Source organism: Streptosporangium sp. NPDC020072, assembly GCF_040631445.1.
Classification (GTDB): Bacteria; Actinomycetota; Actinomycetes; order Streptosporangiales; family Streptosporangiaceae; genus Streptosporangium.
In genome coordinates this window covers 1-16,405 of sequence record NZ_JBEYAB010000007.1, presented here as the reverse complement: position 1 = coordinate 16,405, position 16,405 = coordinate 1, and the positions used below count along the sequence as shown (strand labels likewise).

Genomic DNA, 16,405 nt, shown 5'->3' with positions numbered 1-16,405 from the left:
CCTGGATCCCGCCCCCGGGAGTTGGCACTGGAGGTTCCCCTATGGGAGCAGGCCCAGAGAGTTCCCTCCCGGGAGGGAGGGCGGCCTCGGTCGGGCGAGGGAGGCGTGTCCCGGTGGGGGGCGCATAGCCTTACAGGACTCCTCAATGGTCGGCGGCCTGGCCGTCGAACGGGGCGGGAGTCCAACGGCGCATAGCCTTACAGGGCTCCTCAATGGGGCTTTCGACCCGGACGGTGACACCAGTGGACTCCCTACGCGCGCCGAACCTCCTGCGCGTGCCCCGGGCCGACGTCGCGATCGCCGCCGTCGTCACGGCCGCGACGGTGGTACCGGTCCTGCTGCCTCGCCTCCAGCCGTGGTGGGTCGTGGTCCTGGCCCTGCTGTCCTCGGCGCCGGTCCTGTGGCGGCGGACGCTGCTGATCGCGGCGAGCCTGGTCGCGGGCCTGGCGATGACGGCGCTGGTGCTGATGCAGGACGCGCTCACGCATCCGCCGTTCCTGCTCATGCCGTACGGCCCGCTGGTGTGCACCTACACCATCGCGGCCCTCGCCCCGCCGACGCTGCGGATGATCGGCGTCGGGCTGCTGGCCGTCGGGGTGCTGACCTCCCTGATCCTGCCGCACGAGGACTTCGACACCTTCCGCTACGTGGTGACGGCCTACGTCGCCGCCTACGCGCTGGGGGTCGGCGCCAGGGCCAGACGCGCGCAGCGCGGGATGGTCGAGGAACGCGCGCGGCGGCTGCGTGAGGAACGGGCGGCGGCGGTCGCCGAGGAACGCACCCGCATCGCCCGCGACATGCACGACATCGTGACCCACTCGGTCGGGCTCATGGTCGTGCAGGCCGAGGCGGGGCCCCTGGTCGTGCGGGACGACCCGGCGCGGGCGGAGATGGTGTTCGAGGCGATCGCGACGGCCGGGCGGGACGCCGTCGGCCAGCTCCGCCTGATCCTCGGGACACTGCGGGACGGCCCGGTCCGCGAACCGCAGCCCGGCCTCGAAACCCTGGCCGACCTGGTCGAACGCACCCGTGGGGCCGGTCTCGACGTGGTCGTCGAGGAGCACGGGACCCGGTCGCCGGTCCCGGCGGCGGTGGACATCGCCGCCTACCGGATCGTCCAGGAGTGCCTGACGAACGTCCTGCGGCACGCGGCCGTACGCACCGCGCGGCTGCGCCTGACCTGGTCGGGACGGGCGCTGACGATCGAGGTCACCGACGGGGGCGGCGGCACGGCCGAGTTCCGCGAGGGACACGGTGTCGTCGGGATGCGCGAACGCGCGGCCTCCTGCGGGGGCGGCCTCACCGTCGATCCCCGGGGGTTCACCGTCACCGCCGTCCTCCCCCTCGGCTCTCTCTGACAGGGGCTCCCATGCGTGTGCTCGTCGCCGACGACCAGGACCTGTTCCGCGCCGGTTTCTCGCTGATCCTCAACGCCCACCCCGACATCACGGTCGTCGGGGAGGCCGCCGACGGGGCCGAGGCCGTCGCCAAGACCGTCGAACTCCAGCCCGACCTGGTCCTCATGGACATCCGCATGCCCCGGATGGACGGCGTCGCGGCCACGGTGGAGATCTGCCGCCGCACCTCGGCGAAGGTGCTGGTCCTGACGATGTACGACGTCGACGAGTACGTCTACGACGCGCTGCGCGCCGGGGCCGGGGGCTTCCTGCTCAAGGACGCGCGGCGGGAGGAACTCGTGCGCGCGGTCCTGCTCGTCGCCTCGGGGGAGGCGCTGCTCGCCCCGGCCGTGACCCGCAGGCTGATCGAGGACGTCGTACGGCGCGGCACCGCCAGGCCGGAGCTGCGCAGACGGCTCGGCGAGCTGACCGACCGGGAGACCGACACGTTGCGGCTGATCGCCCGGGGGCTGTCCAACACCGAGATCGCCGCCGAACTGGTGGTCAGCGAGCACACGGTCAAGACGCACGTGAGCAACCTGCTGACCAAACTCGGCCTGCGGGACCGGGCCCAGGCCGTCGTGTTCGCCTACGAGTCAGGCCTGACCGTCCCCGGCTCCGCGTAGCCCCGGTCCCCTGTCTCCGTACGGCTCCCGTAGGTCCTCTTGGCCCCGTGTGGTGCCCCAGCCCCCGCCCGGCAGGCACTTTTGGTCCCTGCGCGGTTCCCGGCCCTGTCGGCCTTTCGCCTCGGAGTGGTTCCCCGCTCTCTGGTTCCTGGTTCTCGCGGGTGATTCCGGGTTCGCTCGGCAGGCCGATCCGCGACGGTGCCCTCAGCCGCGAGGCTCTCCTCGATCCGCACAGCCGAGGAGGTCTCGATGCTCCGTTCGCTCCGCCTGCCCATCTCCCTGCCCGCCGCCCTGGCCGTCGCGGGGGCGGCCATGACGCTGGCCGTACCCGCCACCGCGTCCGGCGCTTCCACCGCCGGCGCAGCCGGGGGTACGGCCTGCGTGACCCGGACCGCGCTCGGCGTCGTCTCGGGGACGGCCACGGACGGCCTGTGCGCCTTCCGCGGCATCCCGTACGCGCAACCACCCGTCGGGAGGCTCCGGTTCAGGCCACCGCGCCCGGTGTCCCCGTGGCGGGGCACGCTCAAGGCCGTCGACGGCACCAGGGTCTGCCCCCAGGGCCGCGACCAGATGTCGGAGGACTATCCCGACGACAGGAAGGTCTACACCGACGAGGACTGCCTCCACCTGAACGTGTGGACGCCGAAGCCTGACCGCTCGAAACGACCGGTGATCGTCTTCATCCACGGCGGCGCCGCCGCGTACGGCACCGGCAACGAGCCCCGCTACGACGGGACGAACCTGGCCACCAAGGGGGACGCGGTGGTCGTCTCGCTCAACTACCGGCTCGGGCTGCTCGGCTGGGCCGAACTCGGCGGCCTCGACCCTGCCTATCGGGGCTCGGGCAACAACGGGCTGCGCGACCAGATCGCGGCGCTGGGCTGGGTGCGCGACCACGTGGCCGACTTCGGCGGCGACCCGGCCAACGTCACCGTGGTCGGGGAGTCCGCGGGCGCGTTCTCGATCAGCGCGATGCTCGCCACCGACCACCCCGAGCGGTTGTTCCGCAGGGCCGTACTGCAGAGCGGCAGCGGGGCCCTGGTGCACACCGCGGCGTTCGAACGGAAGCTGGCCTCGACCCTGCCGGTGCGCGACCTCGCCGCGCTGCGGACGATGCCCGTGGCCGAGCTTCTCAGGGTCCAGGAGAAGGCCGTGGCCGCCTTTCCCGGCGCGGCCGGGCACGCGCTCTACTTCGGCCCGTACATCGACGGGACGCTGGTCCGCGACACGGTGACCAAACGGGTGAAGGCGGGCAACGCCCGGGGGATCGACCTGCTGATCGGCACCGACCGGGACGAGATGAACTTCTTCGGCCAGTACTCCAAGGACGGGCTGGGAACCCTCGCCGAGCAGTACGACGCGTTCTTCCCGAAGGAGCTGGCCGCCCGGCGCGCCCGGATGACCGAGGTCTACCGCAGGGACAGGACGAAGCAGGCCGCGGCCCTGGCGATGTTCACCGACCAGGGCATGCGGGTGCCCGCCCTGAGGCTCGCCGAGGCGCAGAGCCGCTGGCGGCCGACCTACGTGTACCAGTTCGACTGGGCGCCGCCGAAGGGCGTCGGGGCGGTGCACACGATCGAGCTGCCGTTCATGTTCGGCACGCTGCGCTTCGTCGGCGTCCAGGGCGGTCCCGAGGCCCTGCGGACCGACCGGGCGCGGCTGACGACCCTGTCGGCCCAGATGGTCGACGCCTGGGCCTCCTTCGCCCGCACGGGCGACCCGGACGCGCGCCGTACGGTCCCGCGTCCCGCCTGGCCCGCCTACCGGGTGCCGCGGCGCGCCACGATGATCTGGGACCTCTCCCCCAGGGTGGCCGACGACCCCAGGGGGCACGAGCGCGCCCTGTGGGACGGCGTCCCCTTCGACGGCGCCTACCTGTGACCGGCCGCCGGCCGACGCCCCTCACCGGGGCGGGGGCGTCGGCCGGACCGGCACCAAGCCCCACAGGAACGACCGGACTCGAACGGCCATCGCCAGCCGGTCAGGATAAAGTGACAATCCAATGACAGATTGTCACTCCAGGAGGACGACCGGGTCGCCGACGCGGATCGTGCCCGGGGTGTGGGGCAGGCCGGACTTGCCGAAGACGACGCGTGGCTTGTCCGTCCTGACGGTCCGGTATCCGGCGAGTGTGCGCAGCGGCTCCCGGCCCCTGGCCCCCGTCGCCTGGTCCACGTTGACGATCACGCAGCGCCCGCAGGGTTTGACCAGTTCGACCTCGATCTCGCCGATCCGCAGCCGCCGCACCCCGTCCTCCTCGAACGGCTCGCGCCAGCCGGAGACGACGATGTTCGGGCGGAAGCGGTTCATCGGCACCGGCTCCGCCAGCCGCGTGTTCAGCTCGGCCAGCGACTCGGCCGAGGTGACCAGCAGCGGGAGGGCGTCGGCGTAGCGGAGCTCCCCGACGGCGTGCTTCAGGTTGATCCTGCGGACGTGGTCGTCGGGGAAACACACCAGGCGGCAGGGGACGCCGAGCACCGTGGAGAACCAGTCGGCCGCCTCCTCCCCCTGGTCAACGCCCCGGTGCGGGGCGTTGAAGAGGGTGATGTCCCGCGCGGGCAGGTCACGCCGTACCTCGTGGGTGAGCGGGGCCGTCGCGGACGGGTCGGGGGGCTCGACCCTGAGCTTGTCGCCGTCGTAGACCGGCCGCAACAGCGCCATCCCCGGCACCTCCCGCTGGGACAGGTGCGTGCCGTCCGGCGAGACGAGCATCAGCTCGCGGTCGTGCCGTATCCCCCTGGGCGTGATCTCCGCCTCCCGCAGCGCGGTGCCCGCGCAGCTCTTGAGCGGATAGACGTTCAGCTCCGTCACGATCACATGGATCTCCGTGCCGTCATGGCCGCGACCCTACGCGTCCACGGGAACGATCAGAAGGCTTCCCCAGCAAATCTCACAACAAAATGTCAGCCTTGCTGAAGGCCGAGGGTGTTCAGCTCCGTGACCTCCCGCTCGTCCAGCACGAGGTCGGCGGCGGCCATGTTCTCGGCGAGGTGCGCGAGCGAGGAGGTCCCCGGGATGGCCAGCGTCACCGGGGAACGGGCGAGCAGCCAGGCCAGCATGACCTGCGCGACCGTGGCCCCGTGCCGGTCGGCGATCCGCCTGATCCGCCCGTCGTCCGGCAGCCCGAACCCGCCGAGCGGGAAGAACGGCACGTACGCGATCCCCTCCCGCTCGCACTCGGCGAGCAGGTCAAGGTCGTCCTGTCGCGTCAGGTGGAAGTGGTTCTGCACCGCGACGACCGGCGCGATGTCCCGTGCCTCCGCGAACTGCTTCGCCGTCACGTTGCTGAGCCCGAGGTGCCGGATGAGCCCCTCCTCCCGCAGCGCGGCCAGTACGGCGAAGCGCTCCCCGATCGGCTCCTCCGACGTCCCCATCAGGCCGACCCGCAGATACACCAGGTCGAGGTGGTCCCGCCCCAGCCCGGTGAGGTTCTCCTCGACGGCGGCGCGCAGGTCACCGGGACCGGCCTCGGGCAGCCACCCGCCGGGACCACGCCGGGGACCGACCTTGGTGGCGATCACCAGGTCCTCGGGGTAGGGACGCAGCGCCGTCCTGATCAGCTCGTTGGACGAGAGGTCCTCGTAGGAGTAGAACGCGGCGGTGTCGATGTGGTCCACGCCGAGTTCGACCGCCCGGCGCAGCACCGCGAGCGCGGCCTCCCTGTCGCCTCTGGGGCCGTCCCAGCTGCGTGCGGGCAACCGCATCGCCCCGAACCCGAGACGTGAGATCCGCCTGTCACCACCGAGCGTCACGTGTTTCGTCATGTCTCCGACCCTGCCGCCTCCGCCCCGCCCCACGCGAGGCGATGGCAGCAAGCTGCCACCCGCCCTGACCTGTATGGGTTTGTCCCGTACGGCGCGGCACCGCAGACTTGGGGCGTGGACCAGGATCGGAACGTGACCCTGCGCGGAGAGCGGGAGCTGACCGCGCGGGTGGGGCACCTGCTGCTCGGCGCGCGGCGGGAGTTCTCCTGCGCGGCCGGTGACCTGGAAACCTGGAGCATGCCCGGCATGCGCGCCCGGATCGTGAAGGACCGTCCCCTGACCGTCCGCAAGCTCTTCGACGCCCGGCTCCTCGCCGACGAGGAGGGACGGCGCCATCTCGACGAGGCCGCCCGCAGGGGCGCCCTGGTACGGATCTCCACGACGGGCCTGCCGTACGAGACGATCATCGTCGACGGGCTCCTCGCGGTCCTGGCCGGGCCGCCCGGCCCCGGCGAGCGTTCCTACACCGTGGTCCGCTCCCCCGACGTGGTCGCGAACGTCAACGCGCTGTTCCTCACCGCGTGGAACGCCGCCGTCGACCTGGCCGAGTTCCGCCGTTCGGCGCCGCCCGTACTCGACCAGGAGAGCCTGCGGGTGCTGTCCATGCTCGGCAGCGGGCGCAAGGACGAGAGCGCGGCGCGTGAGCTGGGCCTGTCGCTGCGCACCTACCGTCGCCGGGTGGCCGCCCTGATGAAGGCACTCGGCGCCGACTCCCGCTTCGAGGCCGGCCTGCGCGCCAGGGACCTCGGCTGAACCGGTTCCTTCCACATTTCGGTGCGGACGCGAACATGGTCGCAGAAATGTGGTCCGCTGAACGCCTGGAGCGTCCTTCGCGCAGGTCAACCCGTCAGGGCGATCCGCACACCCGACTCCGTGAAGCGGGATGAGAAGCCCCACTGAAACCAGTTTCCTCGACCGGCTCGAAAAGCCGGATAAAAAAGACACCCGACGACGCCATCCATCGCGCAAAGAGGTTATTGTCTTGGTTTTCCCATGATTACGGCCGGGGTCGCAGCGGGATAAAAGCCTGGGAACACTGTGGAGGAGGCGGCCGTGGCGCGACACGAATTTCGTGTGGTGCTCGATTTCGAGCTCGACGAGAGCGTGATCGACAGGATCGACCAAGCCGTGCAGAAAGCGGTGGCCATCGAACTCGCGAGCGTCGACCTCAGCGAAAGGGCATGGATCAACAACCCCATCCTGGCCGCGCGGGCAGGGGGCGACGGCGGGAGGACACGGGGAATCTGGGCGGTTGAGATCTCCGGCGAGCAGATCGCGGCCACCGGGCTCAGGAAGCCGGACTTCGGGAGCTGACGTGGTGGGCGTCCACGGGGAGAAGGCGGCGGAGATCCTCTGCCCGAGCGCCCGGTGCGAGAGGGACGCGATCCTGCTGGGGGTCTTCGACGCCACCGGTCGACTCGGATACATACGTCCGGCTCTCAGGATCGATGACGAATTCGTGGCCGACGCCGCCAAAGGGCGGGTTCCCGAGGAGCGTTTCCGATTCGCCCAGCCCTGCGTCGAGGACGGCTGCAGGAACTGGACCGGCGAGCGGTGCTTCGTGATCGACGACGCCCTGGAACTCGGGACCGCCGCCGAACCCCTGCCGGCCTGTTCGATCCGGAGGGCATGCCGCTGGTTCACGCAGGCCGGGCCAAGCGCCTGTGCGGTGTGCCCCCTGATCGCAAGAAACGTGAGAACGGCCGATCCGGTCACTGATTGACACGAAAGGAGATCGCGTCATGCCGGATGCGAATGAAGAAAAAGTATCGGAGGGCCGGTCGACGATTTCCGTCGAGGGCCGTAAAATCCTCGGAGAAAGCATCCTGAACGGAATCATCGCACCGGGTGAGGTAATCGCGGGCTCCCTCGACTACAACCAGCACGGCGGTAATTACTCGCAGCGTGGCGGCGGCAACTACAGCCAGAGCGGCGGCGGGAATTACGACCAGGCCCCGCTGCAGAAGTAGGCCCGCACGGTGGTGGACAGGGTGGTCCGGCCGACATGGAACCCGACGGAGCCGGACTCCATCGGGGCGCTCCAGGTCGTCTACAAGGTGGCCGAACGGTGCAACATCAACTGCACGTACTGCTACTACTTCAACATGGGCGAGGAGACGGCGCTCGACAGGCCTTCACTCGCCTCCGCCGACGTCACGGAGGCGCTGGCCCACTGGATCGCCCAAGGCTGTGAGGAGCTGCGCATTCCGTGCGCGAAGATCGCCTTCCACGGCGGCGAACCGACCCTCATCGGGGTCAGAAGGTTCGCTGAGGCGTGCCGGCTCCTCCGGGAGGTCATCGAACCGGTCGCGACCGTCCTGCTGAGCATCCAGACGAACGGCACGCTGCTCGATGACCAGTGGATCGCGGCCTTCGCCGAGCACGGCGTCGCCGTGGGCGTCAGCATCGACGGGCCGCGGACGGTCAACGACCGCTTCCGCCTTGACCGGCATGGTCGTTCGAGCTTCAGCCGGACGGAGGACGCCATCCGGCGGCTCGTCGAGGCCCATGGGCCCGGGAGTCCGCTGCCGTCGACCGTCAGCGTCATACACAGCGGGAACGACTACCGCGAGGTCTACCGCTACCTGCGGGCACTGGGCGTGCGGAATATGACCTTCCTGCTTCCCGACAGGAACGCCGATGACGTCGAGTTCGTCTCCTCGGGTGCGGCGAAGCAGTACGGTTCGTGCCTCTCGGATCTCTTCCACGAATGGTTCAGCGAAGACAACACGGACGTGCACATCCGCTTCGTCGACCAGTTGCTCGACCACTTCCGGCCGGACGTGGCCCCCGGCCAGGCGTTCTGTCGGCCGCGCAAGGAGAACCAGGTCGTCATCGCGCGCAGCGACGGCACCGTCGCGATCGACGACACGTTCATCCCGGCACTGGGCTGGTACACCGGGACGCCGGTGTACTCCACCGCAGAAACCAGCCTGCGCGAATTTCTCGCCGAACCGGTCTTCCTGGAGGTCGAGGAGACCTTCAACACCTTGCCCGAAGGATGTGCCGGGTGCCGGTGGCGTCATGTCTGCCGCGGTGGCGACCTGGAGAACCGCTTCTCGAAGCGGAACGGGTTCGACAATCCGTCGGTGTACTGCGACGCCTACAAGGTGATGTACCAGTACGTGTGCGACGAGCTGGTGCGCAACGGCTATCCCGGTGAACTGATCACGGCGAAGTTTGGGAACGCATGACCGTCGAATTCACGCTGGCCCGGTTGCTCCAGCCGCTCACGGTGGAGACCTTCCTGCAGAAGGTGTGGGGCATCACGCACTACCACGTCGAACGCGACCGCGAAGACTACTTCGGCAGCCTGTTCGACCCGGCAGCCGTCGAGGACGTCCTGGAGATCGTCCGGCCGGAACCGTCGACTGTGACGGTCGTGCGGGAGAACGACCGCAGGAGCCCCGACTCCTACAGGTTCGCCGACGGCACCATTGACCTCGTCCGGATCCGCAACGACTTCGCAGACGGCCACACGATCGTCATCAACGGCGTCGAGCGTCACGTGCCCACCGTCGCCTCACTGGCCCACAGCCTTGAGGTCGAGCTGAACTTCGAGACACAGGTCAACGCCTACATCACGCCGCCCGGATCGCGAGGCTTCCTCCCTCATTACGACGACCACGACGTGCTGGTCCTCCAGGTCCAGGGATCCAAAACCTGGCACGTCCACGACGACGCCGACGTGCCGCCGCACAAGATGCGACGCCGGGAGAAGGTCGTCGTGTCCGACCTCCCGGCGCCGGCCGTCCTGCGGCTGAACGCGGGGGACGCGCTGTACCTCCCGCGCGGCCGCGTCCACGCCGCCACAGCCAACGCCGAGCCGTCCATCCACCTGACCGTCGGGATCCACGCACCGACCGTGCTGAAGCTCGTCACCGAGGCACTTGAGGCGCTGAGTTACCGGGACGACCGCGTCCTCGCCCAGTTGCCACCGCGGCACGTTGACGACGTGGGCGTCCGTGCGAGCCTCGACGACCTCCTGCGCGACGTGGCCAGGGCCATCGAGGACCCGGCCGTCATGGCCGAAGGTTTCGGGGCTCTGGGGGACGCCCTGGTTCGGCGTGGCCGATGCCGGCCCGTCGGGCAGTTGGTCCCCAACGCCGTCGAGGCTCCCCGGATCGACGGACGGACCCGTTTGGTCAGGTATCAGCCGCTCTACTCACGTGTACTGATGATGGCGGACGGCGTCGCGCTACAGTTCGCGCAGTCGCTGGTGAGCGCCGACACGGACCATCGGGCCGCGATGCTGTTCCTGTCGAGGAGCACCGAGCCGTTCGAGGTGCGCGATCTGCCGGAGCTGTCCGAGGCGAAGCAGATCGAGTTGGCCCGCACGCTCGTCGTGGACGGGTTCCTCGTGCGGCTGTGACCGTCAGGTCTCGCGGGCGCGGCGGGTGTTCTCCCGGTCGCGGCCGATGCCATCGCAGATGACCGGCCACTGTTTGCGATGGCCTCCCCCGATCGTCTCCACCGCTGATTTCCGCACTCAGACCTCTCTCGGTCCGGCATACGCGGATTCGCGTACGGCGAAGCCTCCGGTGGGCGGATGCCCGGCCGACGGCCCCGGAGGAAGACTCGGCGCATGCCGACCCTCCTCATCCGAGCCTTCCGTGTGCCGGAACTCAGGAAGAAGATCCTGTTCACGCTGGCGATCATCGCGCTGTTCCGGTTCGGGCAGATCCTCCCGGCGCCGGGGGTGGACGTGGACGCGGTGCGCTCCTGCCTGAGCGGTGCCCGGGGCGGGATCCTGGACGCGGTGCAGCTGTTCAGCGGCGGGGCGATGCTGAAGCTGTCGGTCTTCGCGCTGGGAATCATGCCGTCGATCGTCGCCGCGATCGTGATCCAGCTGCTCACGGTGACGGTTCCCCGGCTGCAGGCGCTCAAGAAGGAGGGGCAGCAGGGGCAGACGAAGATCACCCAGTACACCCGGTATCTGACGATCGCGCTCGCCGTACTGGACGCCTCGACCGTCGTCTCACTGGCCCGCACGGGCCGGATCTTCCCCACCTGCGGGCGGCAGCTCCTGCGGGACCAGGGGATGCTGACGACGATGGTGATCGTGGTCACGCTGGTCGCGGGGGCGTCCATGATCATGTGGCTGGGTGAGCTGGTCACCGAACGGGGGATCGGGAACGGCATGTCCATCCTGATCTTCACGCAGGTGGTCGCCGTCTTCCCGTCCTACCTGTCGAACATCTTCGTGCTCAACCCGTTCGCGCTGGTCACGATGCTGGCCGCCGGGATCGTCCTGGTCGCCGCCGTGGTGTTCGTCGAGCAGGCGCAGCGGCGCGTCCCGGTCCAGTACGCCAAGCGGGCGGTCGGCCGCAGGATGTACGGCGGGACCTCGACCTACCTGCCGCTCAAGGTCAACCAGGCCGGGATCACCCCCGTCATCTTCACCTCGTCGCTGCTGTTCCTGCCGCAGCTGGTGGCGCAGTTCACCGGCGGCACGGGGCCCGTCGCGGCCTGGATCGAGCGCTATCTCACCTCCGGCGACCACCCCGTCTACGTGACGGCCTACCTGCTGCTGACCGTGGCCTTCACCTACTTCTACGTCTCGGTCACCTTCGACCCGGTCGAGGTGGCCGACAACATGAAGCGTTACTCCGGGTTCGTGCCCGGCATCCGTCCCGGACGGCCGACCGCGGACTATCTGGCGTTCGTGCTGTCACGGCTGACCGCGCCCGGCGCCGCCTACCTGGCCGTGCTGTCGCTGATCCCGATCGTCGCGTTCGTACTGCTGCGCGACCCGGGGACCCAGCAGAACTTCCCGTTCGGCGGGACGACCCTGCTCATCATGGTCGGTGTCGGCCTTGAGACGGTCAAACAGATCGAGGCGCAGCTCGAACAGCGCGCCTACCGGGGCTTCCTCAAGGACCTCAGGGGGACGCCAGTCCGGACCTGACCGCGAAGACGACGAGCTGCGCGCGGTCCCTGGCGCGCAGCTTGACCATGGCGCGGCTGACGTGGGTGCGGACGGTCTCCGGGCTGATGACCAGTTCGGCGGCGATCTCGTCGTTCGACCGGCCGGTGGCGACCCAGGCGACCATCTCGCGTTCCCTCGGGGTGAGGGTGTCGATCCCCTCGACCGGGGCGGCGTCGTGCCTGCCGAACAGGCCGATGACCTTCCTGGTGACCGAGGGGGACAGCAGGGCCTCTCCCGAGGCGACGACCCTGATGGCGCGGGTCAGCTCCTCGGGCGCGCTGTCCTTGAGGACGAACCCGCTGGCACCCGCCTGGAGCGCGGCGAAGACGTAGGTGTCGACCTCGAAGGTCGTGACGACGACCACCCTGGTCGCGGCCAGCCCGGGGTCGGCGGCGATGGCCCGCAGCGTTTCGAGGCCGTCCATGCCCGGCATCCGGATGTCCAGCAGGAGCACGTCGGGACGTGTCTCACCGAGCAGCCGCAGCGCCCCGGCGCCGTCGGCGGCCTCCCCGGCGAACTCCAGGTCGGGTTCGCGCTCGATGAGCGCCCGCAGCCCCATCCGTACGACGGCCTGGTCGTCGGCGAGCGCCACCCGGATCGGCGCCGTGCCCACGCGCTCGTTCATACGACCCTGGGCGGGAGGCCGGTCGCGGACGGGAGATCGCCCTCGGGCGAAAGGCCGACTCCAGATGGAAGACCGGCTTCGGATGGGAAGTCGGCTTTGGAGGTGTTCGCCTCCACCGGGAAGTCGGCCTTGGTGGCGTCCGTCCCCTGCGGGAAGTGGGCCGTGACGTGGAAGCCGCCGTCCTCCCGGGGGCCGGCCTCGAACGAGCCACCGGCCCGGACCACCCTGGCCCGCATCCCGGTCAGCCCGCGCCCCTCGACGGGCGTGTCCGCCGTACCGGCCGGTGTGCCCGCCGTACCGGAACCCCGGTCGAGGACCTCGACGCGCAGGCCGTCCCGGCCGTGCGCGATCCTGACGGCGGCCTGGGTGGGACCGGCGTGGCGCAGCACGTTGGTCAGCGACTCACGCACCACCCGGTAGACCACGTCCTCAAGCTGCGGCGGGACGTACGGCCTGGCGGGCTCGACCGTGACGGCGAGCCCCGCGGCCCGCACCCCGGCGAACAACTCCGACAGGTCGTCGGAGGGCCCCGACTCGACGAGGTCGAGTGCGGAGCGGAGCTGTCCGAGTGCCCGTGTGCTGGTCGCGCGGATGGCCTCAAGCGACTCGCGGACCTGGTCGGGGTGTTCGTCGAACATCAGCAGGGCGAGCCCGGCCTGCATGGCGATGGTCGCCAGGCCGTGCCCCGCCGCGTCGTGCACCTCTCCGGCGATGCGTGCCCGCTCCCCGGCGATCAGCCGGGCCAGGTCTCCCTCGGCCCCGGGCTTCCCGGCCCCCGGCTCCTCGGCCTCCCCGGCGCAGGGTTCCTCGGCGCAGGGCGGGACCGGTGACGGTGGTTTGACCAGCGTCGGCGGAGGCGCGGCGGGCGCGGCGGCGAGGGTCCACGCCGTCCCCGCGGCCGCGGGCCGTACGGCGGGGGCGGCGGGGGCGTCCATGTCCTGGACGCCGGTGGTCAGGCCCCTGGCCTGGGTCAGGCCGCTGGACGGCCACGGGATGGCCAGCCAGCCGACCCACGCCAGTGTGAGGATGACCGGCAGGTCACGCAGCCGCCCCAGCCGGGACAGCGCCGCCGCGGCGGCCACGAAGGAGCCACGTGGACGGTGTTCCTGAGGCGTGTGCTCGGTCACCGTCCCCCCTCGGGTCTCCCCCAGCACAGGGCATATCCCTCTGATCCTAACCATTACCGGCCCGGGGTGTGGGGTTCAAAGTGTGGCCGTGACGACGGTCAGGACGCCGCTCAGCACCGAGACGGCCAGGCACCACAGGGCGAGCTGGATCAACCGGTACTTCGTGGAGACGATATGGCTGATCGTGTGGATCTGGTCGGTGAGCCGTCCCAGCTCGTCGGGGGACGGCCCTTCGAGCGAGGCGCGCAGAGCCTCGGGGCCGGAGTGCGCGACCACGTCCCCGAAGTAGGCGTTGACGAACGGGCGGCGCAACCCGATCCGCCTCGGATACAGGGCCATCAACAGCATCGTGACCGACAGGAAGGCCGCCCCCGCCGCGGTCCAGCGCAACCACGGCCAGGAGGCCCCCCACGACCCGTTCACGACGCCGTTCACCATGTCGCCGACCACACCGCTGACCGCGATACCGATGGCCCCCAGCAGAATCGACGCCTTGGTGTCGGCCCTGTTCACCCCAATGTCGTTTAGATAGTCACTTGGGCTTGGCGGCGCGGGTGCTGGACAGGAATTGCACCCAACTCGAAAAAATTTTGGTATTGCAGGAAATTAAGGCCAATGATACGATCATGCTGACTCACGGTAATTTATGGTGTCAATCGATTATGTCGTCCCGATATGGAGAGATGCTTGAGAGCACAATTAGCCCTAGCGATGATCTCCGTCCTCGCGTTAACGCTCACGCCTGAGCTAGCCGTAGCAAATACGGAGCCAGTGCCATCGGTCGGCGGAATTCAAGCGATTGAACTCCCGGACGGAACCCATCGAGTCACCCTTACGCGTGAGAGCCAGCCGAAGCCCGAGCGACCCACTATCAACCGCCTCGTCGCGGAAGCAAAGAGCGCTGGCGCCGACCTCAGGCCCGCCCTGGAGAAGTACGCGCGCGATCTCGCAGCAGCTAACCCGTCCGAGGTAGCCGACCAGCCGGACGGCCCGGCCTATTATCCGCCGGTCAAGATCGACGGTATTCGAATCGAGGAACTCATCGATCTCGGCCAAGTCGCCGAGGACGAGGGCATCCCTCATGCCGAGGCCATCAACAGATATGCCTGGCAGACCGCTCTGCAGGCGGTGCACAACAAATTGGAGAGCGCCTTCCCGGACGAGGCATCCGGCACCAACCTTCTCAATGACGGTCGTACGGCGAGAATCGGGTTCAAAGGGAAGATTCCAGAACTGGCGCTCCAGCTAGCCAGGACGCTGCCGGGTGAAGTCGAGCTGATAGGTGACAAGGGTTTCTCCAAAAAGGAGTTGCGAGAGACGCTCGAGTCAAGCTCCAAGGAACTCGGCAAACGTGCCGAGGTGGCTGCCTATGTGGGTAAATATGACATCGAAACCGGCGTCATTCACTTCGAGGTCGAGCCACAGAAGGGTCTAAAGGATCCCGGGCAGCGCGGCGCTGTGCTCTCCGCCCTGCAGCTCCAGCCTCCGGTCAACCCCCGGATGCGCATCGAGATCAAAGTCAGCGACGACCTGAACCTTCGTCCCGCCACGCCCGTTGGTCAGAAGGCCAGTGCCGCAGCCGATGGTCAGAAGGCCAGTGCCGCAGCCGATGACCCCTACCTCCGCGGTGGCGGAATTCTCGCGAGCGGCACCACCGGAACGGTCTGGAACTGCACCAGCGCCTTCAACCTGATCCGTTCCGACGGCTACCACTCCACCACCAGCTCGCGGCATTGCTGGGAATTCTCCGGCGATCAGTACTGGTTCTATTTCAATCATCCGAACTATACCGGAAACCGAACTACTCTCGGCTTCACTCAGAATGCAAGCCGACAATACGACTTCTCTCGGCTGGTCCAGTCGGGATCGGTGAATCTCACGTTCACCCGAACTTTTTACGCCGCGCTCAACCGGCCACGATATGTGACCGCCAACGGCACGAGTCCCGTTGAAGGTTCCCGCGTTTGCTTCTTCGGCCGGACGAGTCACACCACGGACGGCGAATACAACTGCGGGACTATCGTTGACTCGGATGTCACCTATCGCATGACCGGTATGCCCGGAGACTGGTTCGGCGGCATCGATGTGATATTCGATGGGTCCCCTCCCCCGGTCGCTCAGGGCGGTGACAGCGGCGGACCGCTTTGGTACGGTAATACCGCCTGGGGAATTACCTCGGCAACTGGAGGGACGACTACGTTCGTCGCCACTGACCGCATCAATGATGCAGACGGGCTTGGGACCGCCTGGAACGTATGGACGTGTCCCACCTGCTGACCAAAAAGCTGTAATCTGAATGGTCCAGCTTTGCCGCTGGGCCATTCTCCCATATTGATGATCTGGACTCGAATATGGTTTCCATATATTGGAAAAAGGGCGTGGCCCTGCTGCTCTGCTCGGCGGTCGCCGCCTGTTCGGCCACTTCCGGGTGGATCCAGGCAATCGGCAGTGATCCGGTCATCCTGGTGCACACCGGCGGAGACACTGGCGCGGTGGGGATCGAGAGTCGGCTCGCCTACCACGCAGCGAGCAAATGTGTGGTTCTGCAGGCGGGCGACGGCATCAACATTCCCATCTGGCCGCCTGGCACCGAACCGATAGTCGTCGATGGTCGTCGCGGCGTGGACGTCAAGGGTGTCGGGAGCTTCCTTGATGGAGACCGTGTTCAGCTTGGCGGAAACGCGGCCGATGAAAAGATGGTCCCGTCGGACGCTGATGTCCGTCGCTGCACGGGGCTTCCAGGCCGGCAGAAGCTCATCGTTGTCGGACAGGTTAGGCGCTGAGTCGGCGGCTATCTCGCCACTCCTGCCTACATTCGCTAGTAGTGCTTTGTTAGGTCAGCCTGTTGTGACTGGTCAATGCCACCGTGTGATGGTTCGCTCCGGATGTGACCCCCGAACAGCTCACACGTACCCGGCAGCGGCTGGAAGCGTTCGC

Annotated in this window: 17 protein-coding genes; 12 read left to right on the top strand and 5 right to left on the bottom strand. The window is 68.6% G+C overall.

What is annotated here, in order from left to right; genetic code table 11:
- Window positions 1-242 precede the first annotated feature (242 nt).
- From ABZ470_RS17580 to ABZ470_RS17570, 3 genes are all read left to right on the top strand, one after another.
- Entirely contained in the window at window positions 243-1,358 is a 1,116-nt protein-coding gene (locus tag ABZ470_RS17580) for a histidine kinase (protein WP_362781603.1), read from the top strand.
- A gap of 11 nt (window positions 1,359-1,369) precedes the next feature.
- Complete coding sequence (locus ABZ470_RS17575; protein WP_362912188.1) at window positions 1,370-2,023, top strand: response regulator transcription factor; 654 nt, start codon at window positions 1,370-1,372, stop codon at window positions 2,021-2,023.
- Between the two features lie 249 nt (window positions 2,024-2,272).
- The gene (locus tag ABZ470_RS17570) at window positions 2,273-3,904 is read left to right on the top strand and encodes a carboxylesterase/lipase family protein (RefSeq protein WP_362912185.1); all 1,632 of its coding nucleotides are present in this window, start codon (window positions 2,273-2,275) and stop codon (window positions 3,902-3,904) included.
- A 132-nt stretch (window positions 3,905-4,036) separates the two neighbouring features.
- Here the strand turns inward: ABZ470_RS17570 and ABZ470_RS17565 are convergent, their stop codons facing one another.
- Window positions 4,037-4,840, bottom strand: coding sequence for an MOSC N-terminal beta barrel domain-containing protein (locus ABZ470_RS17565; protein WP_362912183.1), 804 nt, complete (start codon window positions 4,838-4,840; stop codon window positions 4,037-4,039).
- Between the two features lie 86 nt (window positions 4,841-4,926).
- Complete coding sequence (locus ABZ470_RS17560) at window positions 4,927-5,787, bottom strand: oxidoreductase (RefSeq protein WP_362912181.1); 861 nt, start codon at window positions 5,785-5,787, stop codon at window positions 4,927-4,929.
- Between the two features lie 114 nt (window positions 5,788-5,901).
- On the opposite strand from ABZ470_RS17560, the gene ABZ470_RS17555 reads away from it, so the two are divergent.
- The 7 genes from ABZ470_RS17555 (at window position 5,902) to secY (ending at window position 11,695) form a co-directional block, all read left to right on the top strand.
- Window positions 5,902-6,540 (top strand): DNA-binding response regulator, encoded by a 639-nt coding sequence (locus ABZ470_RS17555; protein ID WP_362912179.1) that lies wholly within the window; start codon window positions 5,902-5,904, stop codon window positions 6,538-6,540.
- A 300-nt stretch (window positions 6,541-6,840) separates the two neighbouring features.
- The gene (locus tag ABZ470_RS17550; protein ID WP_362912177.1) at window positions 6,841-7,101 is read left to right on the top strand and encodes a hypothetical protein; all 261 of its coding nucleotides are present in this window, start codon (window positions 6,841-6,843) and stop codon (window positions 7,099-7,101) included.
- Window position 7,102: 1 nt separating this feature from the next.
- Entirely contained in the window at window positions 7,103-7,510 is a 408-nt protein-coding gene (locus ABZ470_RS17545; protein WP_362912175.1) for a hypothetical protein, read from the top strand.
- Between the two features lie 19 nt (window positions 7,511-7,529).
- Entirely contained in the window at window positions 7,530-7,757 is a 228-nt protein-coding gene (locus tag ABZ470_RS17540) for a hypothetical protein (RefSeq protein WP_362912173.1), read from the top strand.
- A 21-nt stretch (window positions 7,758-7,778) separates the two neighbouring features.
- Complete coding sequence (locus ABZ470_RS17535; protein WP_362912171.1) at window positions 7,779-8,981, top strand: radical SAM protein; 1,203 nt, start codon at window positions 7,779-7,781, stop codon at window positions 8,979-8,981.
- The gene (locus tag ABZ470_RS17530) at window positions 8,978-10,159 is read left to right on the top strand and encodes a cupin domain-containing protein (RefSeq protein WP_362912168.1); all 1,182 of its coding nucleotides are present in this window, start codon (window positions 8,978-8,980) and stop codon (window positions 10,157-10,159) included. Before ABZ470_RS17535 ends, ABZ470_RS17530 begins: the two co-directional genes overlap by 4 nt.
- Before the next feature lie 213 nt (window positions 10,160-10,372).
- On the top strand, window positions 10,373-11,695 hold the full coding sequence (gene secY, locus ABZ470_RS17525) for a preprotein translocase subunit SecY (RefSeq protein WP_352011219.1): 1,323 nt from the start codon (window positions 10,373-10,375) through the stop codon (window positions 11,693-11,695).
- On the opposite strand, the gene ABZ470_RS17520 is transcribed toward secY, so the two are convergent.
- From ABZ470_RS17520 to ABZ470_RS17510, 3 genes are all read right to left on the bottom strand, one after another.
- Window positions 11,670-12,341 carry a response regulator transcription factor gene (locus ABZ470_RS17520; protein ID WP_362912165.1) on the bottom strand — a complete coding sequence of 224 codons (672 nt, stop codon included), beginning with the start codon at window positions 12,339-12,341 and terminating at the stop codon, window positions 11,670-11,672. The two genes, secY and ABZ470_RS17520, sit on opposite strands and share 26 nt — an antisense overlap.
- A complete protein-coding gene (locus ABZ470_RS17515; protein WP_362912163.1) occupies window positions 12,338-13,468 on the bottom strand; it encodes a sensor histidine kinase in 1,131 nt (376 codons plus the stop codon). Before ABZ470_RS17515 ends, ABZ470_RS17520 begins: the two co-directional genes overlap by 4 nt.
- Before the next feature lie 75 nt (window positions 13,469-13,543).
- The gene (locus ABZ470_RS17510) at window positions 13,544-13,981 is read right to left on the bottom strand and encodes a Pycsar system effector family protein (RefSeq protein WP_362912161.1); all 438 of its coding nucleotides are present in this window, start codon (window positions 13,979-13,981) and stop codon (window positions 13,544-13,546) included.
- 258 nt (window positions 13,982-14,239) lie between these two features.
- On the opposite strand from ABZ470_RS17510, the gene ABZ470_RS17505 reads away from it, so the two are divergent.
- Window positions 14,240-15,745: a hypothetical protein gene (locus ABZ470_RS17505; protein ID WP_362912159.1), complete on the top strand. Its 1,506-nt coding sequence runs from the start codon at window positions 14,240-14,242 to the stop codon at window positions 15,743-15,745.
- A gap of 101 nt (window positions 15,746-15,846) precedes the next feature.
- Window positions 15,847-16,251: a hypothetical protein gene (locus ABZ470_RS17500; protein WP_110698817.1), complete on the top strand. Its 405-nt coding sequence runs from the start codon at window positions 15,847-15,849 to the stop codon at window positions 16,249-16,251.
- Window positions 16,252-16,405 lie beyond the last annotated feature (154 nt).

Excerpts from the sequence above, each read along its gene's own strand:
- ABZ470_RS17520 (WP_362912165.1), bottom strand. The coding sequence starts at position 12,341 with ATGAACGAGCGCGTGGGCACGGCGCCGATCCGGGTGGCGCTCGCCGAC.
- ABZ470_RS17570 (WP_362912185.1), top strand. The coding sequence starts at position 2,273 with ATGCTCCGTTCGCTCCGCCTGCCCATCTCCCTGCCCGCCGCCCTGGCC.
- secY (WP_352011219.1), top strand. The coding sequence starts at position 10,373 with ATGCCGACCCTCCTCATCCGAGCCTTCCGTGTGCCGGAACTCAGGAAG.
- ABZ470_RS17560 (WP_362912181.1), bottom strand. The coding sequence starts at position 5,787 with ATGACGAAACACGTGACGCTCGGTGGTGACAGGCGGATCTCACGTCTC.
- ABZ470_RS17530 (WP_362912168.1), top strand. The coding sequence starts at position 8,978 with ATGACCGTCGAATTCACGCTGGCCCGGTTGCTCCAGCCGCTCACGGTG.
- ABZ470_RS17575 (WP_362912188.1), top strand. The coding sequence starts at position 1,370 with ATGCGTGTGCTCGTCGCCGACGACCAGGACCTGTTCCGCGCCGGTTTC.
- ABZ470_RS17540 (WP_362912173.1), top strand. The coding sequence starts at position 7,530 with ATGCCGGATGCGAATGAAGAAAAAGTATCGGAGGGCCGGTCGACGATT.